13 protein-coding genes are annotated in these 19,774 nt (G+C 72.0%); 10 read left to right on the forward strand and 3 right to left on the reverse strand.

Going from position 1 to position 19,774, the window contains the following annotated elements; translation table 11 throughout:
• Positions 1 to 136: 136 nt before the first annotated feature.
• Both ACFYQA_RS06450 and ACFYQA_RS06455 read right to left on the reverse strand, forming a co-directional pair.
• Positions 137 to 1,744 carry an NADH-ubiquinone oxidoreductase-F iron-sulfur binding region domain-containing protein gene (locus ACFYQA_RS06450; RefSeq protein ID WP_388912343.1) on the reverse strand — a complete coding sequence of 536 codons (1,608 nt, stop codon included), beginning with the start codon at positions 1,742 to 1,744 and terminating at the stop codon, positions 137 to 139.
• Positions 1,741 to 3,045 carry a cytochrome b/b6 domain-containing protein gene (locus ACFYQA_RS06455; RefSeq protein ID WP_388912345.1) on the reverse strand — a complete coding sequence of 435 codons (1,305 nt, stop codon included), beginning with the start codon at positions 3,043 to 3,045 and terminating at the stop codon, positions 1,741 to 1,743. The genes ACFYQA_RS06450 and ACFYQA_RS06455 overlap by 4 nt, the downstream gene beginning before the upstream one ends.
• 524 nt (positions 3,046 to 3,569) lie before the next feature.
• On the opposite strand from ACFYQA_RS06455, the gene leuS reads away from it, so the two are divergent.
• From leuS to holA, 8 genes are all read left to right on the forward strand, one after another.
• Positions 3,570 to 6,449 carry a leucine--tRNA ligase gene (gene leuS, locus ACFYQA_RS06460; protein ID WP_388912348.1) on the forward strand — a complete coding sequence of 960 codons (2,880 nt, stop codon included), beginning with the start codon at positions 3,570 to 3,572 and terminating at the stop codon, positions 6,447 to 6,449.
• Positions 6,450 to 6,590: 141 nt separating this feature from the next.
• Positions 6,591 to 7,367, forward strand: coding sequence for a hypothetical protein (locus ACFYQA_RS06465; RefSeq protein WP_388912351.1), 777 nt, complete (start codon positions 6,591 to 6,593; stop codon positions 7,365 to 7,367).
• An 86-nt stretch (positions 7,368 to 7,453) separates the two neighbouring features.
• Complete coding sequence (locus ACFYQA_RS06470) at positions 7,454 to 8,299, forward strand: DegV family protein (RefSeq protein WP_388912354.1); 846 nt, start codon at positions 7,454 to 7,456, stop codon at positions 8,297 to 8,299.
• A 118-nt stretch (positions 8,300 to 8,417) separates the two neighbouring features.
• Entirely contained in the window at positions 8,418 to 9,662 is a 1,245-nt protein-coding gene (locus tag ACFYQA_RS06475; protein ID WP_388912357.1) for a helix-hairpin-helix domain-containing protein, read from the forward strand.
• Positions 9,659 to 12,376 carry a ComEC/Rec2 family competence protein gene (locus tag ACFYQA_RS06480; protein ID WP_388912360.1) on the forward strand — a complete coding sequence of 906 codons (2,718 nt, stop codon included), beginning with the start codon at positions 9,659 to 9,661 and terminating at the stop codon, positions 12,374 to 12,376. The genes ACFYQA_RS06475 and ACFYQA_RS06480 overlap by 4 nt, the downstream gene beginning before the upstream one ends.
• A gap of 4 nt (positions 12,377 to 12,380) precedes the next feature.
• The gene (locus ACFYQA_RS06485; protein WP_388912363.1) at positions 12,381 to 13,316 is read left to right on the forward strand and encodes an arylamine N-acetyltransferase; all 936 of its coding nucleotides are present in this window, start codon (positions 12,381 to 12,383) and stop codon (positions 13,314 to 13,316) included.
• 86 nt (positions 13,317 to 13,402) lie between these two features.
• Positions 13,403 to 13,648, forward strand: coding sequence for a hypothetical protein (locus ACFYQA_RS06490; protein WP_388912366.1), 246 nt, complete (start codon positions 13,403 to 13,405; stop codon positions 13,646 to 13,648).
• Positions 13,649 to 13,706: 58 nt separating this feature from the next.
• Entirely contained in the window at positions 13,707 to 14,696 is a 990-nt protein-coding gene (gene holA, locus ACFYQA_RS06495) for a DNA polymerase III subunit delta (protein ID WP_386398421.1), read from the forward strand.
• 225 nt (positions 14,697 to 14,921) lie between these two features.
• Here the strand turns inward: holA and rpsT are convergent, their stop codons facing one another.
• Complete coding sequence (rpsT, locus tag ACFYQA_RS06500; RefSeq protein WP_332427552.1) at positions 14,922 to 15,188, reverse strand: 30S ribosomal protein S20; 267 nt, start codon at positions 15,186 to 15,188, stop codon at positions 14,922 to 14,924.
• Between the two features lie 311 nt (positions 15,189 to 15,499).
• Here rpsT and lepA point away from each other — a divergent pair, with 311 nt between their 5' ends.
• Together lepA and ACFYQA_RS06510 are read left to right on the forward strand one after the other, a co-directional pair.
• Positions 15,500 to 17,368 carry a translation elongation factor 4 gene (gene lepA / locus ACFYQA_RS06505; protein ID WP_388912369.1) on the forward strand — a complete coding sequence of 623 codons (1,869 nt, stop codon included), beginning with the start codon at positions 15,500 to 15,502 and terminating at the stop codon, positions 17,366 to 17,368.
• Positions 17,369 to 17,753: 385 nt separating this feature from the next.
• Positions 17,754 to 19,628, forward strand: a complete 1,875-nt coding sequence (locus ACFYQA_RS06510) for an AMP-dependent synthetase/ligase (RefSeq protein WP_388912372.1) — start codon at positions 17,754 to 17,756, stop codon at positions 19,626 to 19,628.
• Positions 19,629 to 19,774: the final 146 nt, after the last annotated feature.

The following is a 19,774-nucleotide window of genomic DNA, read 5'->3' on the forward strand; positions in this document are numbered from 1 at the left end:
TGGCCTGTCTAATCCTCCCCTAACCCCCAAAACCGTGCGCGGCCGAAACCCCTTGCGGCTGCCCCCCCCGGTGGGGGGTGGGGGGGGGGCGGGGGGGGCGGCCCCCCCCCGCGGGGGCGGCCCGCACGGACCCGTGTCAGCGGCCCAGCGCTCGCCGGCCGCGGCCCTGGGAGAGTACCGGCAGATTGCGGGAGGGCGCCTTGGACTGCGCTCCCTCCTCGACGCGCAGGGCCAGCGCCGGACAGCGGCGCACCGCGCGCATCGCCTTGGCCTCCGCGTCGCGCGGCACCTGGGCCTGGGCGACGGTCGGGAAGCCGTCCGCGCCGAGCTGGAAGACCTCCGGGAGGATGTCCGCGCACAGGCCGTGGCCCCGGCACAGCGTCCAGTCGACGAAGATCTTCTGGCGGCTGGGGCCGTTCTCCTCCCCGCCCCCGCCCGGGATGCCCGTAGGGGCCCTGCCGCCCTCGAAGAGCGGCAGCACGCCCTCCACGGGGCGCCCGCAGCCGTTGCCCAGGACATGGGCGGCGAGGTCGTCGGTGAACGCCTTGATGGTCGACTCCAGGAACATCGCGGAGCCGTCCGGATGCGAACACGCGCCGCGCCGCTTCACGCTCTTGGCGACCTGCTTGACCGCCTCCAGGGCGGCCGGGCCGCCGCCGTTGAGGATGTCCTCCAGGCCGCGCGCGGCGGCCGGCAGGCCCAGGTAGCAGGGGCCGCACTGGCCGGCGCTCTCCTCGGCCAGCCATTTCGCCACCATCAGGGACTCGCCCAGTGGGCAGGTGTCCTGACTGATCGGCAGGATCGCGCCCGCGCCGAGCGCGCCGCCCACCGCGTCCAGGGAGTTGCGGGAGACGATCGCCTCGTTGACGGTCGCCGCGTCGATCCACTTGCCGTGGTAGCCGCCGGTGAGCACGCCCTGCGGCATCGGCGGCGCGCCGGCGAGCTGGAGGACGTAACGCAGCGGTACGCCCGTCGGGACCTCGATCACCATGGGGCGGGCGACCGCCCCGGAGACCGTGAGCATGACGGTGCCCGGCTCGTCGTACAGGCCGGTGTTGCAGTAGCGCTCCGGGCCGATGCGGGCGGCGATGGCGAGCTGCGCGAAGGTCTCGGCGTTGGAGAGCAGGGTGGGCGCGCCGCCCACACCGTTCTTCGAGGCGCTGACCTTGCGGCCCGGCGGGACCGCCGGACCGCCGTCGATGGAGCGGATCAGCGAGGCCGCGGCGCCCGTGACCATGCGCACCGGGTTGAGCTGCACGCGGGCGCGCATCGCGGACCGGCGCCCGTTGTTGAGGCCGCGTTCGGCGAGCGCGGCCTCCATGGAGCGCTTGGTGGACTCCCGGGTGACTCCCACCACGAGCGTGCGGGCACCCATGGCCTCGGCGCACAGCAGTGCGCCGTCCAGGATGAGATGCGGAGCACGGTTGATCATCACCGTGTCCTTGCGGCAGGCCGGTTCGTCCTCGCTGCCGTTGACGACGACGACCGGCCGGACGCCGCGTTTGATCGCCGTCTCGGCGACCGAACGCAGCTTCTTGTGGAAGGGGAAGCCGGCGCCGCCGCGTCCCCTGAGGTTGATGCGTTCAGAGAGCTGGGCGAGCTGTTCGCCGCCCATGGGTTCGAGCGGCCCGTGCACCTTGAGGTGCATGGGGAGATCGAGCCGGTCGACAAGGTCGAAGCCCGACGTGAGCTGGGGAAGCCCGACGACGCGGACTTCGGGTACGTCGGGCAGAGCCTCGTTCACTTAAAGCCTCCGGAAGGCGTGTTCCAAGGTTCGCCCGATCCCGGTGCGTCGAAGTCGTACGACGCACCGGGAGGTGGATCAGTGGCGGGACCGCTGTTGTACGTGTCACTCGGGTTGTACGCGTTGTAGAAGCCGTTCGACTCACCGGTGTCGCGCACATCACTCGAGCCGTAGCCGGAGGCGGCCGGATTGTCGTAGGTGGGGATGTTGTATCCGGTGTCCTGGAGCGGATCGTAGGCCGACGGCGGGGCTTCGCCGACCGGCGGCGGGGACGGGACGGGCCAGCTGCCCGAGGTGCTGGAGGGGCCGTCCACACGCGGTGCCTCCATGATCTGTCCGCCCATCATCTGCCCACCCATCGTCTGGCCGTCGAAGGTGGGGACGGTCTGCGTGGGCTGCATGTCCAGGGGCAGCTCCATGCGGGCGGTCTGGTCGGCGTAGAGGGGCTGCTGCGGCTGGGGCGGGGCGGAGACCGCGCGGTAGGCCGCCGCGAAGCCGTTCGCGGGGTCCGGGGCCGGCGGTGCGACACGTTCGGCGGTCTCGTACAACGGCCGGGCAGCCGGCGCGGGGCGCTCGGAACGGGGCCGGGAGTCCCGTCTGCCGCCGCCCTCGTACCCGGGAGGCGACGCCTCTGCGGCGCGGGCCCGGCTCTCGTCGAGCTTGTCGCGGCCCTGCTGCTCGGCGAGACCGAGCACGGCGGTGACCCGGTCGGCGACCTTGCGCTTGACCCGCGCCGGGGATGCGCGCAGGGCGAGGGCCGCCATGACGCCGAGCAGGGACAGGCCGTACAGGATCAGGAAGATCGGCTTTGCCGATCGACCCGCGTAGAGCCCGTGGACCAGCGCGGCACACCAGGCCGGGTAGGCCAGCATGTGCATGGCGCGCCAGCGGGCCGCGACGGGGGCCGGCGAGGCGAAGCGGTTGCGCAGGACGCCGGTGATGCCGACGAAGATCATCAGCATTCCGGCCAGGGTGCCCAGGCCGATGAGGAAGGACCTGCCGGCCACCGCTTCGTCGTCGGTGAGGGCCAGTCCGAAGGGGATCACCGCGGCGATCCACGTCGTGTGGTCCAGGGCCAGCTTGATGCCGATGTGCATCAGCAGGAAGGCGATCGAGGCGACCGCGGTCGTCCGGTGCACGGCCTGCGCCAGGATGCGCTGGCGCGGACCGAGCAGAACCCGGTCCTGGGCGACCAGTCCCCAGATCACCGAGCAGCTCAGGCAGACGAGCGACAGAACGCCCACGCCGAAGTTGAGGAACTCGGCGAACCAGTCGTCCGCCGTGCTGTCGTCCGGCCTCACGCCCTACCTCCCCACGTCACGACGGAAAGCACGACGGCATGCGGGTACGACCGACCGGCAGCCGACCGGCCCTGAACGGGCGGCGGGCTGCTGTCTGGACGAGGGTTCATGGGGGAACTCCGAACGTTCGGGAGAAGCGGTCCCGGGGCGCACTCTAAACCTCGTTGTACCGGAGAGTACGAGGTTTGAGTTATTGCGCTGTTATCAAAAGACAATCCGGCTGTTGTGATGCCCCATAGGGGCTGTTACGCGGAGTAAGTTTTGACTGATGTTCAGGGAAGTGGTCGGGCGGAGTGCTTCCCGCGGGCGGGGCGAAGTGCGTCGCGGTGTGCTCCGGGCCTGCGGTACCCTGGCGCTATGCGTGCCGTACGCCTTCTGCTTAGCGAGCCGCACTGATCAGTCCCGACCATGGTCGAACCAGTCGGTCGGAATCGGTGCGGCGTCCCCTCCTGTGCGAGGGGATTTTTCATTTCCGAATGTCGCAGCAGCCGTGGGCGCAGACGATCGATGGAGCTTTGAGGATCATGAGCGAGACGAACCCCGCGGCCACCCCCGAAGTGGCCGCGCCGCACCGCTACACGGCCGCCCTGGCGGCCGAGATCGAGGCACGCTGGCAGGACTTCTGGGACGCCGAGGGGACGTACGCCGCACCGAACCCCGCGGGCGACCTGGCGGGCGACCCGGAGACGGTGGCCCGGCCCAAGAAGTTCATCATGGACATGTTCCCCTACCCCTCGGGTGCGGGACTGCACGTCGGCCACCCCCTGGGATACATCGCCACCGACGTCTCCGCCCGGTTCCAGCGCATGACCGGCCACAACGTCCTGCACACCCTGGGCTTCGACGCCTTCGGCCTGCCCGCCGAGCAGTACGCCGTACAGACCGGTACGCACCCGCGCGTGTCCACCGAGGCCAACATCGCGAACATGAAGTCCCAGCTGCGCCGGCTGGGCCTGGGCCACGACCGGCGCCGGTCGTTCGCCACGATCGACCCGGACTACTACAAGTGGACCCAGTGGATCTTCCTGCAGATCTTCAACTCCTGGTACGACGACGAGGCCGACCGGGCCCGCCCCATCACCGAACTGATCACCCGCTTCGAGTCCGGTGAGCGCCCCGTACCGGGCCACACGCGCGCGTGGAGCGAGCTGAGCGAGGCCGAGCGCGCCGACGTCCTGGGCGGCTTCCGGCTGGCCTACGCCTCCGACGCGCCGGTCAACTGGTGCCCCGGGCTGGGCACCGTACTGGCCAACGAGGAGGTCACCGCCGACGGCCGCTCCGAGCGCGGCAACTTCCCCGTCTTCAAGGCGAAGCTGCGCCAGTGGAACATGCGCATCACCGCCTACGCCGACCGGCTGCTGTCGGACCTGGACGCCCTGGACTGGCCCGAGGCCATCAAGCTGCAGCAGCGCAACTGGATCGGCCGCTCCGAGGGCGCCCGCGTCGACTTCCCCATCGACGGCGAGAACATCACCGTCTTCACCACCCGCCCCGACACCCTGTTCGGCGCGACCTACATGGTGCTGGCGCCCGAGCACCCGCTGGTCGAGAAGTTCACCCCGGCCGCCTGGCCCGAGGGCACCCACGACGTCTGGACCGGGGGCCACGCGACCCCGGCCGAGGCCGTCGCCGCCTACCGCGCGCAGGCCGCCTCCAAGTCCGACGTGGAGCGGCAGGCCGAGGCCAAGGACAAGACCGGCGTCTTCATCGGCTCCTACGCGACCAACCCGGTCAACGGCGAGCAGGTGCCCGTCTTCATCGCCGACTACGTCCTGATGGGCTACGGCACCGGCGCGATCATGGCCGTACCGGCCGGTGACCAGCGCGACTTCGAGTTCGCGCGCGCCTTCGAACTGCCGATCCGCTGCATCGTCGAGCCGACCGACGGCCGCGGCACCGACACCTCCACCTGGGAGGACGCCTTCTCCTCCTACGAGGCGAAGATCATCGGCTCGTCCAACGACGAGGTGAGCCTGGACAGCCTGCCAGTCGCCGAGGCCAAGGCGCGCATCACCGAGTGGCTGGAGCGCCGGGGCATCGGCGAGGGCACCGTCAACTTCCGGCTGCGCGACTGGCTGTTCAGCCGGCAGCGCTACTGGGGCGAGCCCTTCCCGATCGTCTACGACGAGGACGGCGCCGCCCACGCCCTGCCCGAGTCGATGCTGCCGCTGGAACTGCCCGAGGTCGACGACTACTCCCCGCGCACCTTCGACCCGGACGACGCCGACACCCGGCCCGAGACGCCGCTGTCGCGCAACGAGGACTGGGTCAACGTCACCCTGGACCTGGGCGACGGCCGCGGCCCGCGCCCGTACCGGCGCGAGACCAACACCATGCCCAACTGGGCCGGCTCCTGCTGGTACGAGCTGCGCTACCTGGACCCGCACAACAGCGAGAAGCTGGTCGACCCGGAGATCGAGCAGTACTGGATGGGCCCGCGCGAGGGCATGCCGCACGGCGGCGTCGACCTGTACGTCGGCGGCGCCGAGCACGCCGTGCTGCACCTGCTGTACGCGCGCTTCTGGTCCAAGGTGCTGTACGACCTGGGGCACGTGTCGTCGGCGGAGCCGTTCCACAAGCTGTTCAACCAGGGCATGATCCAGGCCTACGTCTACCGTGACAGCCGCGGCATCGCGGTGCCGGCCGCCGAGGTGGAGGAGCGCGAGGGCGCCTACTACCACCAGGGCGAGAAGGTCTCCCGGGTGCTGGGCAAGATGGGCAAGTCCCTGAAGAACGCGGTCACCCCGGACGAGATCTGCGCCGAGTACGGGGCCGACACACTGCGCCTGTACGAGATGGCGATGGGCCCGCTGGACGTGTCACGGCCCTGGGACACCCGCGCGGTGGTCGGCCAGTTCCGGCTGCTGCAGCGGCTGTGGCGCAACATCGTCGACGAGAACACCGGCGAGGTGACCGTCGTCGACAGCGAGCCCGGTGAGGACACGCTGCGCGCCCTGCACAAGGCGATCGACGGGGTGCGCCAGGACCTGGAGGGGATGCGCTTCAACACCGCCATCGCCAAGGTCACCGAGCTGAACAACCACCTGACCAAGCAGGGAGGCCCGGTACCGCGTCCGGTCGCCGAGGCCCTGGTGCTGCTGGTGGCGCCGCTGGCCCCGCACATCGCCGAGGAGCTGTGGCGCACGCTGGGCCGCACCGACTCGGTCGTCCACCAGGACTTCCCGGTCGCCGACCCGGCGTACGTCGTCGACGAGACCGTCACCTGTGTGGTGCAGATCAAGGGCAAGGTGAAGGCCCGCCTGGAGGTCCCGCCGGCCATCTCGGAGGAGGAGCTGGAGAAGGCCGCGCTGGCCGACGAGAAGGTCGTCGCCGCGCTGGACGGGGCCGGGATCCGCAAGGTGATCGTGCGGGCGCCCAAGCTGGTGAACATCGTGACGGCGTAGGCCTGCGGGCTGCGGCTTCAGGGTGATCCCCTACGGGCAGGTTCGGGGTTTCTCCGGAACTCCGGGCCTGCCCGTAGCGTTTACCGTGGAAGAACGGCGCGGTGTGTGGAGGACGGCCCCAGGGCCCGGAGGAGGAGTCTCGTGGAAGCAGTGATCGCAGTGCTGGCCCTGCTCTTCGTGCTCTTCGTCACCCTGGGCGTGTACGCCACCGTGAAGATCGTCGGCGCCGCCAAGCGCAGTGCGGACCGTCACCTCACCCAGGCCCGCCGCACGGTCGAGGACCACACCTTGAAGGTCAAGTCCTTCGCCCAGTCCGGCCCGGCCGGTGAGATCGCCCAACTCAGGCTCAAGCTGCGGACGTCCATGCGCGCCACCCAGGACGCGCTGCAGTCCGGGGCTTCGGAGGACCAGTCCCTCAAGGAGTCCCTCGGCCTTTTCGAGCGGCTCAGCGCGCACGGGCACGAACTGGACGCCGAACTGAGGCGCCTGGAGTCCGAACCGGACCGCGGCACCCTCGGCAAGCGGCTGCCCGAGCTGCGTGAGCGAACCCACCGCATCGTGCGGTCGGCGGACTCCCTGCGCTGGGCGGCCCGTGACCGCGCCCGCCACTTCGCGGACGACGACCTCGACTCGCTCAGCACCCAGATCGACCTCGAGAGCGGCGCCCTGCGGCACTGGACGACCACCGACCAGCAGCCCGGACCCGGGCCCGCGGCCACGTCGGCGTCCGCGCCCCCGCGCCGGCCCGAAGCGCATGCCCCGGACGGCCCGGCGGCCGGTCGGACCTGGCCGGACACCTCGCGGTCCGACGCCGCGCGGGAACCCGCGTCCGAGTCGGCGCGGCCCTCGATCGCACCGGCCGCGCCGCGTCCCACCTACCCGTGGCAGAAGAAGCCCCGCCCGGAGAGCACCACTTGATCCGGGCGCACTGATCCGGACACGGCCCCGCCCGGCGGGCGGGGCCGGGCTGCCCAGGGGGCGGTACGCCAGGTAACCTCCAGCTCATGTCCCGCCATGTCGCTATCGTCACCGATTCAACGGCCTACCTTCCGGCCCGGACGATGGAGCGGCACGGCATCACGGCGGTCCCTCTGACCGTGGTCCTCGGTGACCGCGCGCTCGAGGAGGGCACCGAGATCTCCACTCGCTCCCTCGCCCAGGCCCTCCAGAAGCGGCGGCCGGTGACGACGTCCCGGCCCGGCCCCGAGGTCTTCGCCGAGACCTATCGCAGGGCCGCCGAGGCCGGCGCCACGGGCATCGTCTCCCTCCATCTTTCCGCCGAACTCTCCGGCACCTATGACGCGGCGGTCGTCGCGGCCCGAGAGGCGCCGGTGCCGGTGCGGGTGGTGGACACCGGCATGATCGCCATGGCGCTCGGATTCTGCGCGCTCGCGGCGGCGGAGGCCGCGGAGACGGGGGGCAGCGTGGACGAGGCCGTCACGGCCGCGGAGAAACGGGCCGTCGGCACCGCCGCCTACTTCTACGTCGACACCCTGGACTATCTGCGCCGGGGCGGCCGTATCGGGGCCGCGCAGGCCCTGCTGGGGTCGGCACTCGCCGTGAAGCCGCTGCTCCAGTTGACCGACGGCCGTATCGAACCCCTGGAGAAGGTGCGCACGGCGTCGAAGGCCATCGCCCGCCTGGAGGAGATCGCGGCCGAGCGGGCAGGCGCCGCCGACGTCGACATCGCCGTCCACCATCTCGCCGCCCCGGAGCGTGCTTCGGCCCTCGCGGACCGGCTGAAGGCACGGGTGACCGGGCTGACCGAGCTGCACGTCAGTGAGGTCGGCGCGGTGATCGGGGCGCACACGGGGCCCGGCCTGCTGGGGGTCGTGGTCTCGGTCCGGTGAGGCCGCGGCGGACCTGCGCAGGCCCGTACGGGTGAGGGAGTTGTCCACAACCGGGCAGTAATCCACGGGAACCAAGCAAGATCATCGCGAATGCGGTGGTGTGCCCGATCCTCCTGGCATGGCACTTCGATCACGTTCATGTTCAGCGACCGCGACCAGTGGCCCGGGCCGCGCGCCCGCGTCCGACGGCCGCGCCCGGCACCGCCGGCCGACCACTGCCGGAGCCGGGGCCGGGGCCGGGATCGCCATGGGGACCGGACCGAGGCCCGGCGGGCGGGCCCGGCGCGGGTACCGGCTCCGGGACGGACGGGACCGTGCTGCCTCGGCGGAGGAGCTTCGGCGCAGGGCGGAGGCGCTGTTCGGGGAACCGGAGGACGGGCGCGACAGCCGGGGCGTCGGAGGGGCCGGGCGTGCCCGGGGCGTGCCGAGCTGGGCCGTGGGCGGCGTGGACGAGCCGGTGGCGCGATCCCGGAGGGGCACGGTCGCGGCCGGCCCGGTCGAGACCGAGGGCGATGTGGACGTCGGGGATCTGCGGACGTGGAAAAAGGTTCCCGAGCCGGTCGCCCCGGACCCGGTGGTGCCGGGGGAGCGGCGGCCGACCGGCCGGGTGGGGCTCGCATTGAGGGAACGGCTGCCGTTGTGGGTGCGGACGCGGTGCGGGCTGGAACGGCGGAGCGTGGTCGCGCTGTCGGTGGTGCTGGTGGTGGCGGTGGGGTTCGCCGCGCAGCACTTCTGGGCCGGGCGGACGCAGCCCGTGCGAGCACCGGATGTGGTCGGGGCGGCCGTGCCCCACGACGGGAACGGAACGGAGAACCCGCCGCCGGCCCCGGCGGGAGCCGCCGAGGCCGGCGGCACGAGTGCAGGCACCGGCACGGGCATGGCGGGCACGGGCGCCGGTACGGCGCTGCCCGAGATCGTGGTCGACGTCGGCGGCAAAGTGCGCGACCCGGGGGTCCACCGTCTCCCGGCCGGCTCACGGGTCGCGGACGCACTGCGGGCGGCGGGCGGAGTACGGCCCGGGACCAGCACCGACGGGCTCAACCGGGCCCGCTTCCTCGTGGACGGGGAGCAGGTGCTCGTCGGCGGCCCGGCACCGGCGCCGGTCCCGGGGGTCGGTCCGGCACCGGCGGCGGGCGGCCCGGCCGGAACGGTGCCGGGCGCCGGACCCGCGACACCGGTGTCCCTCAACACCGCGACGCTGGAGCAACTGGACAGCCTCCCAGGGGTCGGTCCCGTGCTGGCCCGGCACATCCTCGACCACCGCACCCGCAACGGCGGTTTCCGCTCGGTGGACGAACTGCGGGAAGTGAACGGCATCGGCGACCGCCGTTTCGCGGATCTGCGGAATCTCGTACGGCCATGACGGCCATGAGGAGCCGGACGGACACGACGGACCCCGGGCGGACGCATACGGGGCACGTCGCTCCCACGGACCCCACGGACCCCGCTGCCACCGCCCGGCCGACCGTGCACGCCGCCTCCGGGAAGCGGCTCGGGGCCTCCCATCCCCGGCAGGAGGGACCGGCCGACCTGCGGCTCGTACCACCCGCGCTGGCAGCCTGGGCCACGGCGGCGGTGATGCTGCACACCCCTCCCGGCCTGGTGACGGGCACGGTGATCGCCGCCCTGCTCCTGGCCGGAGTCCTCCTCACGTCGCGAAACCGCCGGGCGGAGCCGGGATCCGAAGGGCTGGGACCCGAGGGGCCGGGATCCGAAGGGCTGGGACCCGAGGGGCCGGGAGGCGCACAGGTCCGGTCGCGGGTTTCCGGGGCCGCGGTGCTGCTGTGCATCGCCGCTGCCGCCGGGTCGGCGGGTCTGCACGGTGCCGATCTACGGCGGGGCCCGGTGCCGGAGCTGGCGCGGGAGTACGCCTCGGTCACCGCCGAGGTCGAACTCACCGCCGACCCCCGGCTCACCCGGCCCAGGGCCGGGGGCGGCCGGATGGCTCCGACGGCCGTGCTCATCGAGGCGGACGTGCGGAAGGTGGAGCGGGCGCGGGACGGCGCGACGGTGGTGACCCGGGCTCCGGTGTTGATGATCGTCGACGCGCGTTCGGCCCGGTCCGGTACGCGGGACGACGGACAGGAGCGGGCGCGGGGCAGGGAGGGAGAGTCGCCGTGGCTCAGACTGCTGCCGTCCACCCGGTTGAGGGTCGAGGCCCGGCTCGCGCCCGCGACGGCGGGCGGCGACCGGTTCGCGGCGGTGCTGCGGGTCAGGGGCGGCGACGGACCAAAGACGGTGGAGGAGCCGTCGGCACCGCAGCGGCTGGCCGGGCGGCTGCGCGCCGGACTGCGTGCGGCGACCGACGGGCTGCCGGCGGACGCGCGCGCCCTGCTGCCGGGACTGGTCGTGGGCGACACCTCACGCGTCACCCCGGAACTGGACGAGGCGTTCAGGGAGACCGACCTCACGCACACCCTGGCTGTTTCCGGGGCGAACTTCACGATCCTCCTCGCCCTGCTCCTCGGCCCTCCGGGGCTGGCGCAGTACGCCGAGCGCCGTGGGCTCGCGTCCCGCATCGGCCTCCCGCTGCGTACGACCGCGCTGCTAGGCGGGGCGCTCTCGCTCACCTTCGTCGTCGTGTGCCGGCCGGACCCGAGCGTGCTGCGGGCCGCCGCCTGCGGATCCGTCGCACTGCTCGCGCTCGCCACCGGCCGCCGCCGGTCCCTGATCCCGGCGCTGGCGACGGCCGTCCTGCTGCTGGTCCTCCACGACCCGTGGCTGGCCCGCAGCTACGGCTTTCTGCTCTCCGTGCTGGCCACCGGAGCCCTGCTCACCCTCGCACCGCGCTGGAGCGCCGGGCTGCGACGGCGCGGGGTGCCGCCACGTCTCGCGGAGGCGCTGGCCGCGGCGGGCGCCGCGCAGGCGGTGTGCGCGCCGGTGGTCGTGGTGCTGTCGGCGCGGGTGAGCCTGGTGGCGGTGCCGTGCAACCTCCTCGCCGAGTTCGCGCTCGCCCCTGCCACCGTGCTGGGCTTCCTGGCTCTGGGCACCGCCCTGCCGGCGCTGCCGGTGGCGAAGGCGCTGGCCTGGTGCGCGAGTTGGCCCGCGGAGTGGATCGCGTGGATCGCCCGGACCGGGGCGGCGCTGCCCGGCGCCGGGGTCGACTGGCCGGGCGGCTGGGCCGGAGCGGCACTGCTCGGGGCTCTCACCCTGGTCCTCCTGCCGGTCGGCCGGAGACTGCTGCGGCACCCCTGGTGGTGCGGGGCCTGCGCCCTGCTCCTGGTTCTGCTGGTGGTGCAGCCGCCACCGCTGACCCGTGCGGTCACGGGCTGGCCGCCACCGGGCTGGCGGATGGTGATGTGCGACGTGGGGCAGGGCGACGCGATGGTGCTGGCGGCGGGCGAGGACACCGGCGTGGTCGTGGACGCCGGTCCGGACCCGGCCCCGGTGGACCGCTGCCTGCGCTCTCTCGGCATCACCCGGGTCCCGCTGGTCGTGCTGACCCACTTCCACGCCGACCACGTCGCGGGCCTGCCCGGCGTACTGCGCGGACGCTCGGTGGGCGGCATCGCGACCACGGGACTGGAAGAACCCGCCGACCAGGCCCGCTTCGTACGGAGACTCGCGGCGGACCGGGACCTGCCGGTGACGCGGGCCGTCGCGGGGGAGCGGCGGCGCACGGGAGGCCTGTCCTGGGAGGTGGTGTGGCCACCGCCGAACACCGGTCAGGCCGCCGGTGCTTGGCCGGCCCCGGAGCCGGAAGGGCCGAACGACGCCAGTGTGGCCATGCTCGTCCGGACGGCGGGCCTGCGCCTGCTGCTGCTCGGGGACATGGAACCACCGGCCCAGCGGGCCCTGGCGAGGTCGCCCGCGGCGGGGCGACTGGCGGACGTCGACGTCCTGAAGGTCGCCCATCACGGTTCGGCGTATCAGGATCCCGGTCTCGTAAGCCGGTTGGCGCCCCAGCTGGCGCTGATCTCCGCCGGGCGGGACAACTCGTACGGGCATCCCGCCCCGAGCACGGTCGCCGCGCTGCGGGATGCCGGCGCCGCGGTACTGCGGACGGACCGGGACGGGGCGATCGCGGTGCTCGGCGGTGAGGACGGGAGCGGAGAACTGCGGGTGGCGCGACACTGAGGGCATGAGGGAAGCCGCGCACGACCACACGAACGTGGACACGACCGAGGGAGCGAACCCGGGCTCGGACGGGGGCGCGCGAGCGGGCGCCGACGCCGGTCCGGACGCGACGGCGGTCGATGCCTATCTGCGGCGGCTGGGCGTCGAGCGGCCGGCCCGGCCCACCGTCGGCGCGCTGCGCGAGCTGCACCTGCGCCATCTGCGGACCGCGCCCTTCGAGAACCTCTCGGTCCACCTCGGTGAGGAGATCGCGCTCGACGGGAAACGGCTGCTGGACAAGGTGGTGAGCGGCCGGCGGGGCGGCTTCTGCTACGAACTCAACGGAGCCTTCGGCACCTTGCTCACCGCCCTCGGGTACGAGGTCACCCTGCTTGCCGCGCGGGTGTACGGCGACGGAGGACGGCTCGGCATCCCGTACGACCATCTCGCCCTGCGGGTACGGACCCCGGACGGGGACGACCTGCTGGCCGATGTCGGGTTCGGGGCGCACTGCCTGCTGCCGCTGGCGTTCGGGGAACGGGGGGACCAGGAGGACCCGGCGGGCACCTTCCGGATCACCGGGGCGGCGCCGGACGCGGCCGGGATGCGGGGCGGTCATGACGTCGCCGCGGCCGCGGACCTGGACGTGCTGCGGGACGGGAAGCGGGTCTACCGGCTGGAGCAGCGTCCGAGGGCGCTCGGCGACTTCGTGGCCGGGGCGTGGTGGCACAGCACCTCGCCGCAGTCGCATTTCACCCGGTCGCTCGTCTGCTCACGGGTCACCGAGGACGGAGGGAGGATCACGCTCGCCGGCCGCCGGGTCACCACGACGACGGCGACCGGTACGCGGGAGGAGCGGGAGTTGGAGACGGACGAGGAGGTGCTCGCGTACTACCGGGACCGGTTCGCAATCCGCCTCGCCCAGGTGCCGACTGTGAGAAATCCACACCGGGCCAACTGATCGGGAACCCGTCGGCGGCACCGGACGGCGGCCGGACGGCGGGCCTGGTCTTCGCCGTCCGGCGGGTGCCCGAGACAATGGCTGCCGTGAGCGATGTGAGACATGTGCTGGTGCTGCCCGACCGGGATGCCGCGGAAGCGGTGGCGGAGGAACTGGGCGAGCGCTTCGGCATCGATGAGGAGCCGCAGCTCGTCCGGGACGCCCTTGCCGGTGAGGACGACGCCGAGGACGCCCAGTGGCTCGTCGTCCTGCGCGACGAGAGGGAACGGCTGGACCCCGGTGCGCTGGACGAGTTCGCGGCTCAGTGGGACGGCTGGCGCGAAGAACCCTGACCCGGCGTCGTGAGGTCGGGAACCATCGCCGTCAGTGGTGCGTGCGATGCTTGTCGCGATGGCCAGGAAGACAGCTCAAGACGACCCTCTCGTCCCGGTGACGCTCGCCGTGGGCCAGGAGGACCTCCTGCTCGACCGTGCCGTGCAGGAGGTGGTGGCCGCCGCGAAGGCCGCCGACGCCGACACGGACGTACGCGACCTCACTCCGGACCAGCTCCAGCCCGGTACCCTCGCCGAGCTGACCAGTCCCTCGCTCTTCTCCGAGCGCAAGGTCGTGGTCGTGCGCAATGCGCAGGACCTGTCGGCCGACACCGTCAAGGACGTGAAGGCGTACCTCGGGGCGCCCGCCGAGGAGATCACGCTCGTCCTGCTGCACGCGGGCGGCGCCAAGGGCAAGGGTCTGCTCGACGCGGCGCGCAAGGCGGGGGCGCGGGAGGTGGCCTGCCCGAAGATGACGAAGCCGGCGGACCGGCTGGCCTTCGTGCGGGGCGAGTTCCGGGCCACCGGGAGGTCGGCCACACCGGAGGCGTGCCAGGCGCTGGTCGACTCCATCGGCAGCGATCTGCGGGAGCTGGCGGCAGCCGTGTCCCAGCTGGCGTCGGACATCGAGGGCACGATCGACGAAGCCGTCGTCGGCCGGTACTACACCGGGCGGGCCGAGGCGTCGAGCTTCACGGTCGCCGACCGCGCGGTCGAGGGACGGGCGGCGGAGGCGCTGGAGGCGCTGCGCTGGTCGCTGGCGACGGGGGTGGCACCGGTGCTGATCACCAGCGCGCTCGCCCAGGGTGTACGGGCGATCGGGAAGCTGTCGTCGGCGCGCGGGGGCAGACCGGCCGATCTGGCGCGGGAGCTGGGCATGCCGCCGTGGAAGATCGACCGGGTGCGGCAGCAGATGCGGGGCTGGACCCCCGACGGCGTGTCCGTGGCGTTGCGCGCGGTGGCCGAGGCGGACGCCGGAGTCAAGGGCGGCGGGCAGGACCCGGGGTACGCCCTGGAGAAGGCGGTCGTCACCATCGCCCGCGCGGCCAGGTCGAAGGGCCGGGCATAGGGCCGTCCCGGCCCGTGCCACTGCCCCGTGGTAAAGCCGAGGACCCCGCTCCACCGCCCGGGGAAGGGCGGGCGGAGCGGGGTCCTCGGTGAAGCTTGGAGCCCGTACCCGCGTGGCGAACGCAGGCCGCGTACAGGCTCGGGGTGCCGGTCGGGGGCGGAGAGAGAGGGCCCGCCCTGGGTCCTGCCGGCGGTCGGATCGAATCCGATCAGATCAGCGAGTGGTTCAGCCCTTGAGGGGCGCGACCTTGTGAGCCAGCGCCGACTTCTTGTTGGCGGCCTGGTTCTTGTGGATGACGCCCTTGGAGACGGCCTTGTCGAGCTGACGCGCGGCGACGCGCTGGTACTCGGCGGCCTTCTCGGCGTCGCCCGCGGCGACGGCCTCACGAGCCTTGCGGATCGCGGTCTTCAGAGAGGACTTGACGGCCTTGTTGCGCAGCCGGGCCTTCTCGTTGGTCTTGTTCCGCTTGATCTGGGACTTGATGTTCGCCACGAATGAGCCTCTACAGGTTCTGGTCCGGGGCCGCACGGGTCCCGGACCGGTGAATTTCTTGAGACGTGCCCCGCACCGAGAGGGCAAGAGACACAACGCCCCACGTTACCAGCGGTCCGACGAGCGGCCCAAACCCGGCCCCGGCCGGGACCGGCACGGCCCCGGCACAGGCCCGGTCCGGCACCGGTCGGGCTTCTGCTCCCCACCAGGGGCGCCACACTCCTCGCCCGTGGGACCATGGAAGCTACGTATAGATCCGATCCGACCCGAGACCGCAGACACTGCGGACGCCTCAAGAATCAGGACCCTGCGTGCCCGCGACCCCCATCCACGTGCCCGAGCCGAGCCGTACCGACCCGGCTCTGATCCGCAACTTCTGCATCATCGCGCACATCGACCACGGAAAGTCCACGCTCGCCGACCGGATGCTTCAGCTGACCGGCGTGGTCGAGCAGCGGCAGATGCGCGCCCAGTACCTCGACCGCATGGACATCGAGCGCGAACGCGGCATCACGATCAAGTCCCAGGCGGTGCGGTTGCCGTGGGCGCCCACTCATGACAAGGGCAGCACGCACATCCTCAACATGATCGACACGCCGGGGCACGTCGACTTCACCTACGAGGTGTCGCGGTCGCTCGCCGCCTGCGAGGGCACGGTCCTCCTGGTGGACGCCGCGCAGGGCATCGAGGCGCAGACCCTCGCCAACCTGTACCTGGCGATGGAGAACGACCTCAAGATCATCCCGGTGCTCAACAAGATCGACCTGCCGGCCGCGCAGCCCGAGAAGTTCGCCGAGGAGCTCGCCAACCTGGTCGGCTGCGAGCCCGACGACGTGCTGAAGGTGTCCGCCAAGACCGGGCTCGGCGTCGAGGCGCTGCTCGACAGGGTGGTCGCCGAGATTCCCGCCCCGGTCGGCGTCAAGGACGCCCCGGCCCGCGCGATGATCTTCGACTCGGTCTACGACTCGTACCGCGGTGTCGTGACGTACGTCCGGGTCATCGACGGCCAGCTCAACAAGCGCGAGCGCATCCGGATGATGTCCACGGGCGCGACGCACGAGCTGCTGGAGATCGGTACGAACTCGCCGGAGATGCTGTCCTCCGACGGTCTCGGCGTCGGCGAGGTGGGCTACCTCATCACCGGTGTGAAGGACGTCCGCCAGTCCAAGGTCGGTGACACCATCACCAGCCAGCACAAGGGGGCCGAGGAGGCGCTGGGCGGCTACAAGGAGCCCAAGCCCATGGTCTTCTCCGGCCTGTACCCGATGGACGGCTCCGACTACCCCATGCTGCGCGACGCGCTGGACAAGCTGCAGCTCAACGACGCGGCCCTGGTCTACGAGCCGGAGACGTCCGCGGCCCTCGGGTTCGGCTTCCGCGTGGGCTTCCTGGGCCTGCTGCACCTCGACGTGATCCGTGAGCGCCTCGAGCGCGAGTTCGGGCTCGACCTGATCGCCACCGCGCCCAACGTGGTGTACCGCGTGGTCATGGAGGACGGTGTCGAGCACATCGTCACCAACCCGAGCGAGTTCCCCGAGGGGAAGATCGACGAGGTCTTCGAGCCGGTGGTGCGGGCCACGATCCTCGCCCCCACCGAGTTCATCGGCGCGATCATGGAGCTGTGCCAGACCCGGCGCGGCACCCTGCTCGGCATGGACTACCTCTCCGAGGACCGGGTCGAGATCCGCTACACGCTGCCGCTCGCGGAGATCGTCTTCGACTTCTTCGACCAGCTGAAGTCCAAGACCCGCGGCTACGCCTCGCTGGACTATGAGCCCACGGGCGAGCAGTCCTCCAGCCTGGTCAAGGTCGACATCCTGCTGCACGGCGACAAGGTGGACGCCTTCTCGGTGATCACACACAAGGACCAGGCGTACGCGTACGGCGTGCGGCTCGTCGCCAAGCTGCGGGAGCTGATCCCGCGGCAGGGCTTCGAGGTGCCCGTCCAGGCCGCCATCGGTTCCCGGGTGATCGCCCGGGAGACCGTCCGCGCCATCCGCAAGGACGTCCTCGCCAAGTGCTACGGCGGTGACATCTCGCGCAAGCGCAAGCTGCTGGAGAAGCAGAAGGAGGGCAAGAAGCGGATGAAGATGGTGGGTGCCGTGGAGGTCCCGCAGGAGGCCTTCATCGCCGTCCTCTCCAGCGACGAGAACGCGGGATCGGGCAAGGGCAAGAAGTAACCGGGGGTTACCGGAGGTGGGCGGGAGAGTACGCTGGCCGCTTCCGGGCGGAGCGAGGCCCGCCGTGCGCACGCACGGCGGGCCTCGGCGCGTTCGCGGCAGGTCCGCGGGCGGTCTGTGGGCGGTTCGCGGCCGGTCCGTGTGCGGGGCCTGCGGCCGGTCCGTCGTCGGTTCCGTTGTGGCGCGTCAAGGGACTCTCTGTGCAAAGTGACAGGCCGTGGCCCCTTACGCAGCCGCCGGTGGGCCTTTACTCTGTCCCTGCTTGACGGTTACTCGCGAGTTAAACAAGGGTATGCGAGCGTAACCGGCCGATTACCACCCGCATGTCAGTCGTACACCAGCCGCATCTGAGCCAGCCGCACCATCGCGGGCCCCGGAGGATGTCTTGAGCGACACACAGACTTTGATCGAGAACCGGCCGCCGAGCGTGGCGACCCTCTTCCTGGAGCGTGTCGCCGCCACACCGGACGCCGAGGCGTACCGCTATCCCGTCCCGTCCGCCACCGGTGACGGTCCCGACGACTGGAAGTCGCTCACCTGGGCCGAGGCCGCCGAGCGGGTCAACGCCATCGCGGCCGGTCTGATCGAGCTGGGTGTGAACCCGGAGGAGCGGGTGGCGCTCGCGTCCGCCACCCGGGTGGAATGGGTCCTCGCCGACCTCGGCATCATGTGCGCGGGCGCCGCCACCACCACCGTCTACCCGCAGACGAACCTCGAGGAGTCCGCCTACATCCTGTCGGACTCCGACAGCCGGGTGCTGATCGCGGAGAACGCCGAACAGGTCGCCAAGGCGGTGGCGAAGCGCGCCGAGCTGCCCCACATCGGCCATGTCGTGGTCATCGATGCGGCCGGCGTCGAGACGGACGACTGGGTGATCAGCCTCGCCGAGCTGGAGCGCCGCGGTGCGGCCCGGCTGGAGAAGGACGCCGGGCTGGTCAAGGAGCGGGTCGGCGCGATCACCAAGGACCAGCTGGCCACCCTCATCTACACCTCGGGCACCACCGGCCGCCCCAAGGGCGTACGCCTGCCGCACGACAACTGGGCGTACATGGCGAAGGCGATCGCCGCCACCGGGCTGGTCGAGTCGGACGACGTGCAGTACCTGTGGCTGCCGCTCGCGCACGTCTTCGGCAAGGTGCTCACCTCGGGGCAGATCGAGGTCGGACACGTCACCGCCGTCGACGGCCGCGTCGACAAGATCATCGAGAACCTGCCGGTGGTGCAGCCCACCTACATGGCGGCCGTGCCCCGCATCTTCGAGAAGGTCTACAACGGGGTGGCCGCCAAGGCACGGGCCGGCGGCGGAGCCAAGTACAAGATCTTCCAGTGGGCCGCCGGTGTCGCCCGCGAGTACGCCAAGGTCACGCAGGACAACTTCCGCCGGACCGGCACCGCCAGTGCCCCCTTCGGCCTCACCGCGAAGCACAACGTCGCCGACAAGCTGGTCTACGCCAAGATCCGCGAGGCGTTCGGCGGCAACCTGCGTGCCTGTGTCTCCGGATCGGCGGCCCTCGCGCCCGAGATCGGCTACTTCTTCGCCGGGGCCGGTATCCACATCCTGGAGGGGTACGGCCTCACCGAGTCCTCCGCGGCCTCCTTCGTCAACCCCGGCGAGGCCTACCGCACCGGCACGGTCGGCAAGCCGCTGCCCGGCACCGAGGTACGCATCGCCGACGACGGCGAGATCCTGCTGCGCGGCCCCGGCATCATGGAGGGCTACCACAACCTGCCCGAGAAGACCGCCGAGGTCCTGGAGTCCGACGGCTGGTTCCACACCGGCGACATCGGCGAGCTGTCGCCCGACGGCTACCTGCGCATCACCGACCGCAAGAAGGACCTCATCAAGACCTCCGGCGGCAAGTACATCGCGCCCGCCGAGGTCGAGGGACAGTTCAAGGCGGTGTGCCCGTACGTCTCCAACATCCTGGTGCACGGCGCCGACCGGAACTACTGCACCGCCCTGATCGCCCTCGACGAGGCGGCCCTCGCGCCCTGGGCGCAGGAGAACGGCCTGGGGGGCAAGTCGTACGCGGAGATCGTCGCCGCGCCCGCCACGGTCGAGATGGTCGACGGCTACGTCAAGCAGCTCAACGGGGGCCTCCAGCGCTGGCAGACCATCAAGAAGTTCCGCATCCTGCCCCGCGACCTCGACATCGAGCACGGCGAGATCACCCCGAGCCTGAAGCTGAAGCGCCCGGTGGTCGAGCGGGAGTACAAGCACCTGATCGACGAGATGTACGCGGGCGCCCGCGAGGCGTGAGCCGCACGGGACGCCCCGTAGGGCGTGAACACCGGGGCGGGGGGGGGGGGGGGGCGCGGGGCGCCCCCCCCCCCCCCCCCCCCCGCCCCCGCCCGCCCCCCCCCCCCCCCCCCCCCCCCCCCCCCCCCCCCCCCCCCCCCCCCCCC

The sequence above is a fragment of the Streptomyces sp. NPDC005774 genome, assembly GCF_042871645.1.
GTDB classification, from domain to species: Bacteria; Actinomycetota; Actinomycetes; order Streptomycetales; family Streptomycetaceae; genus Streptomyces; species Streptomyces pratens.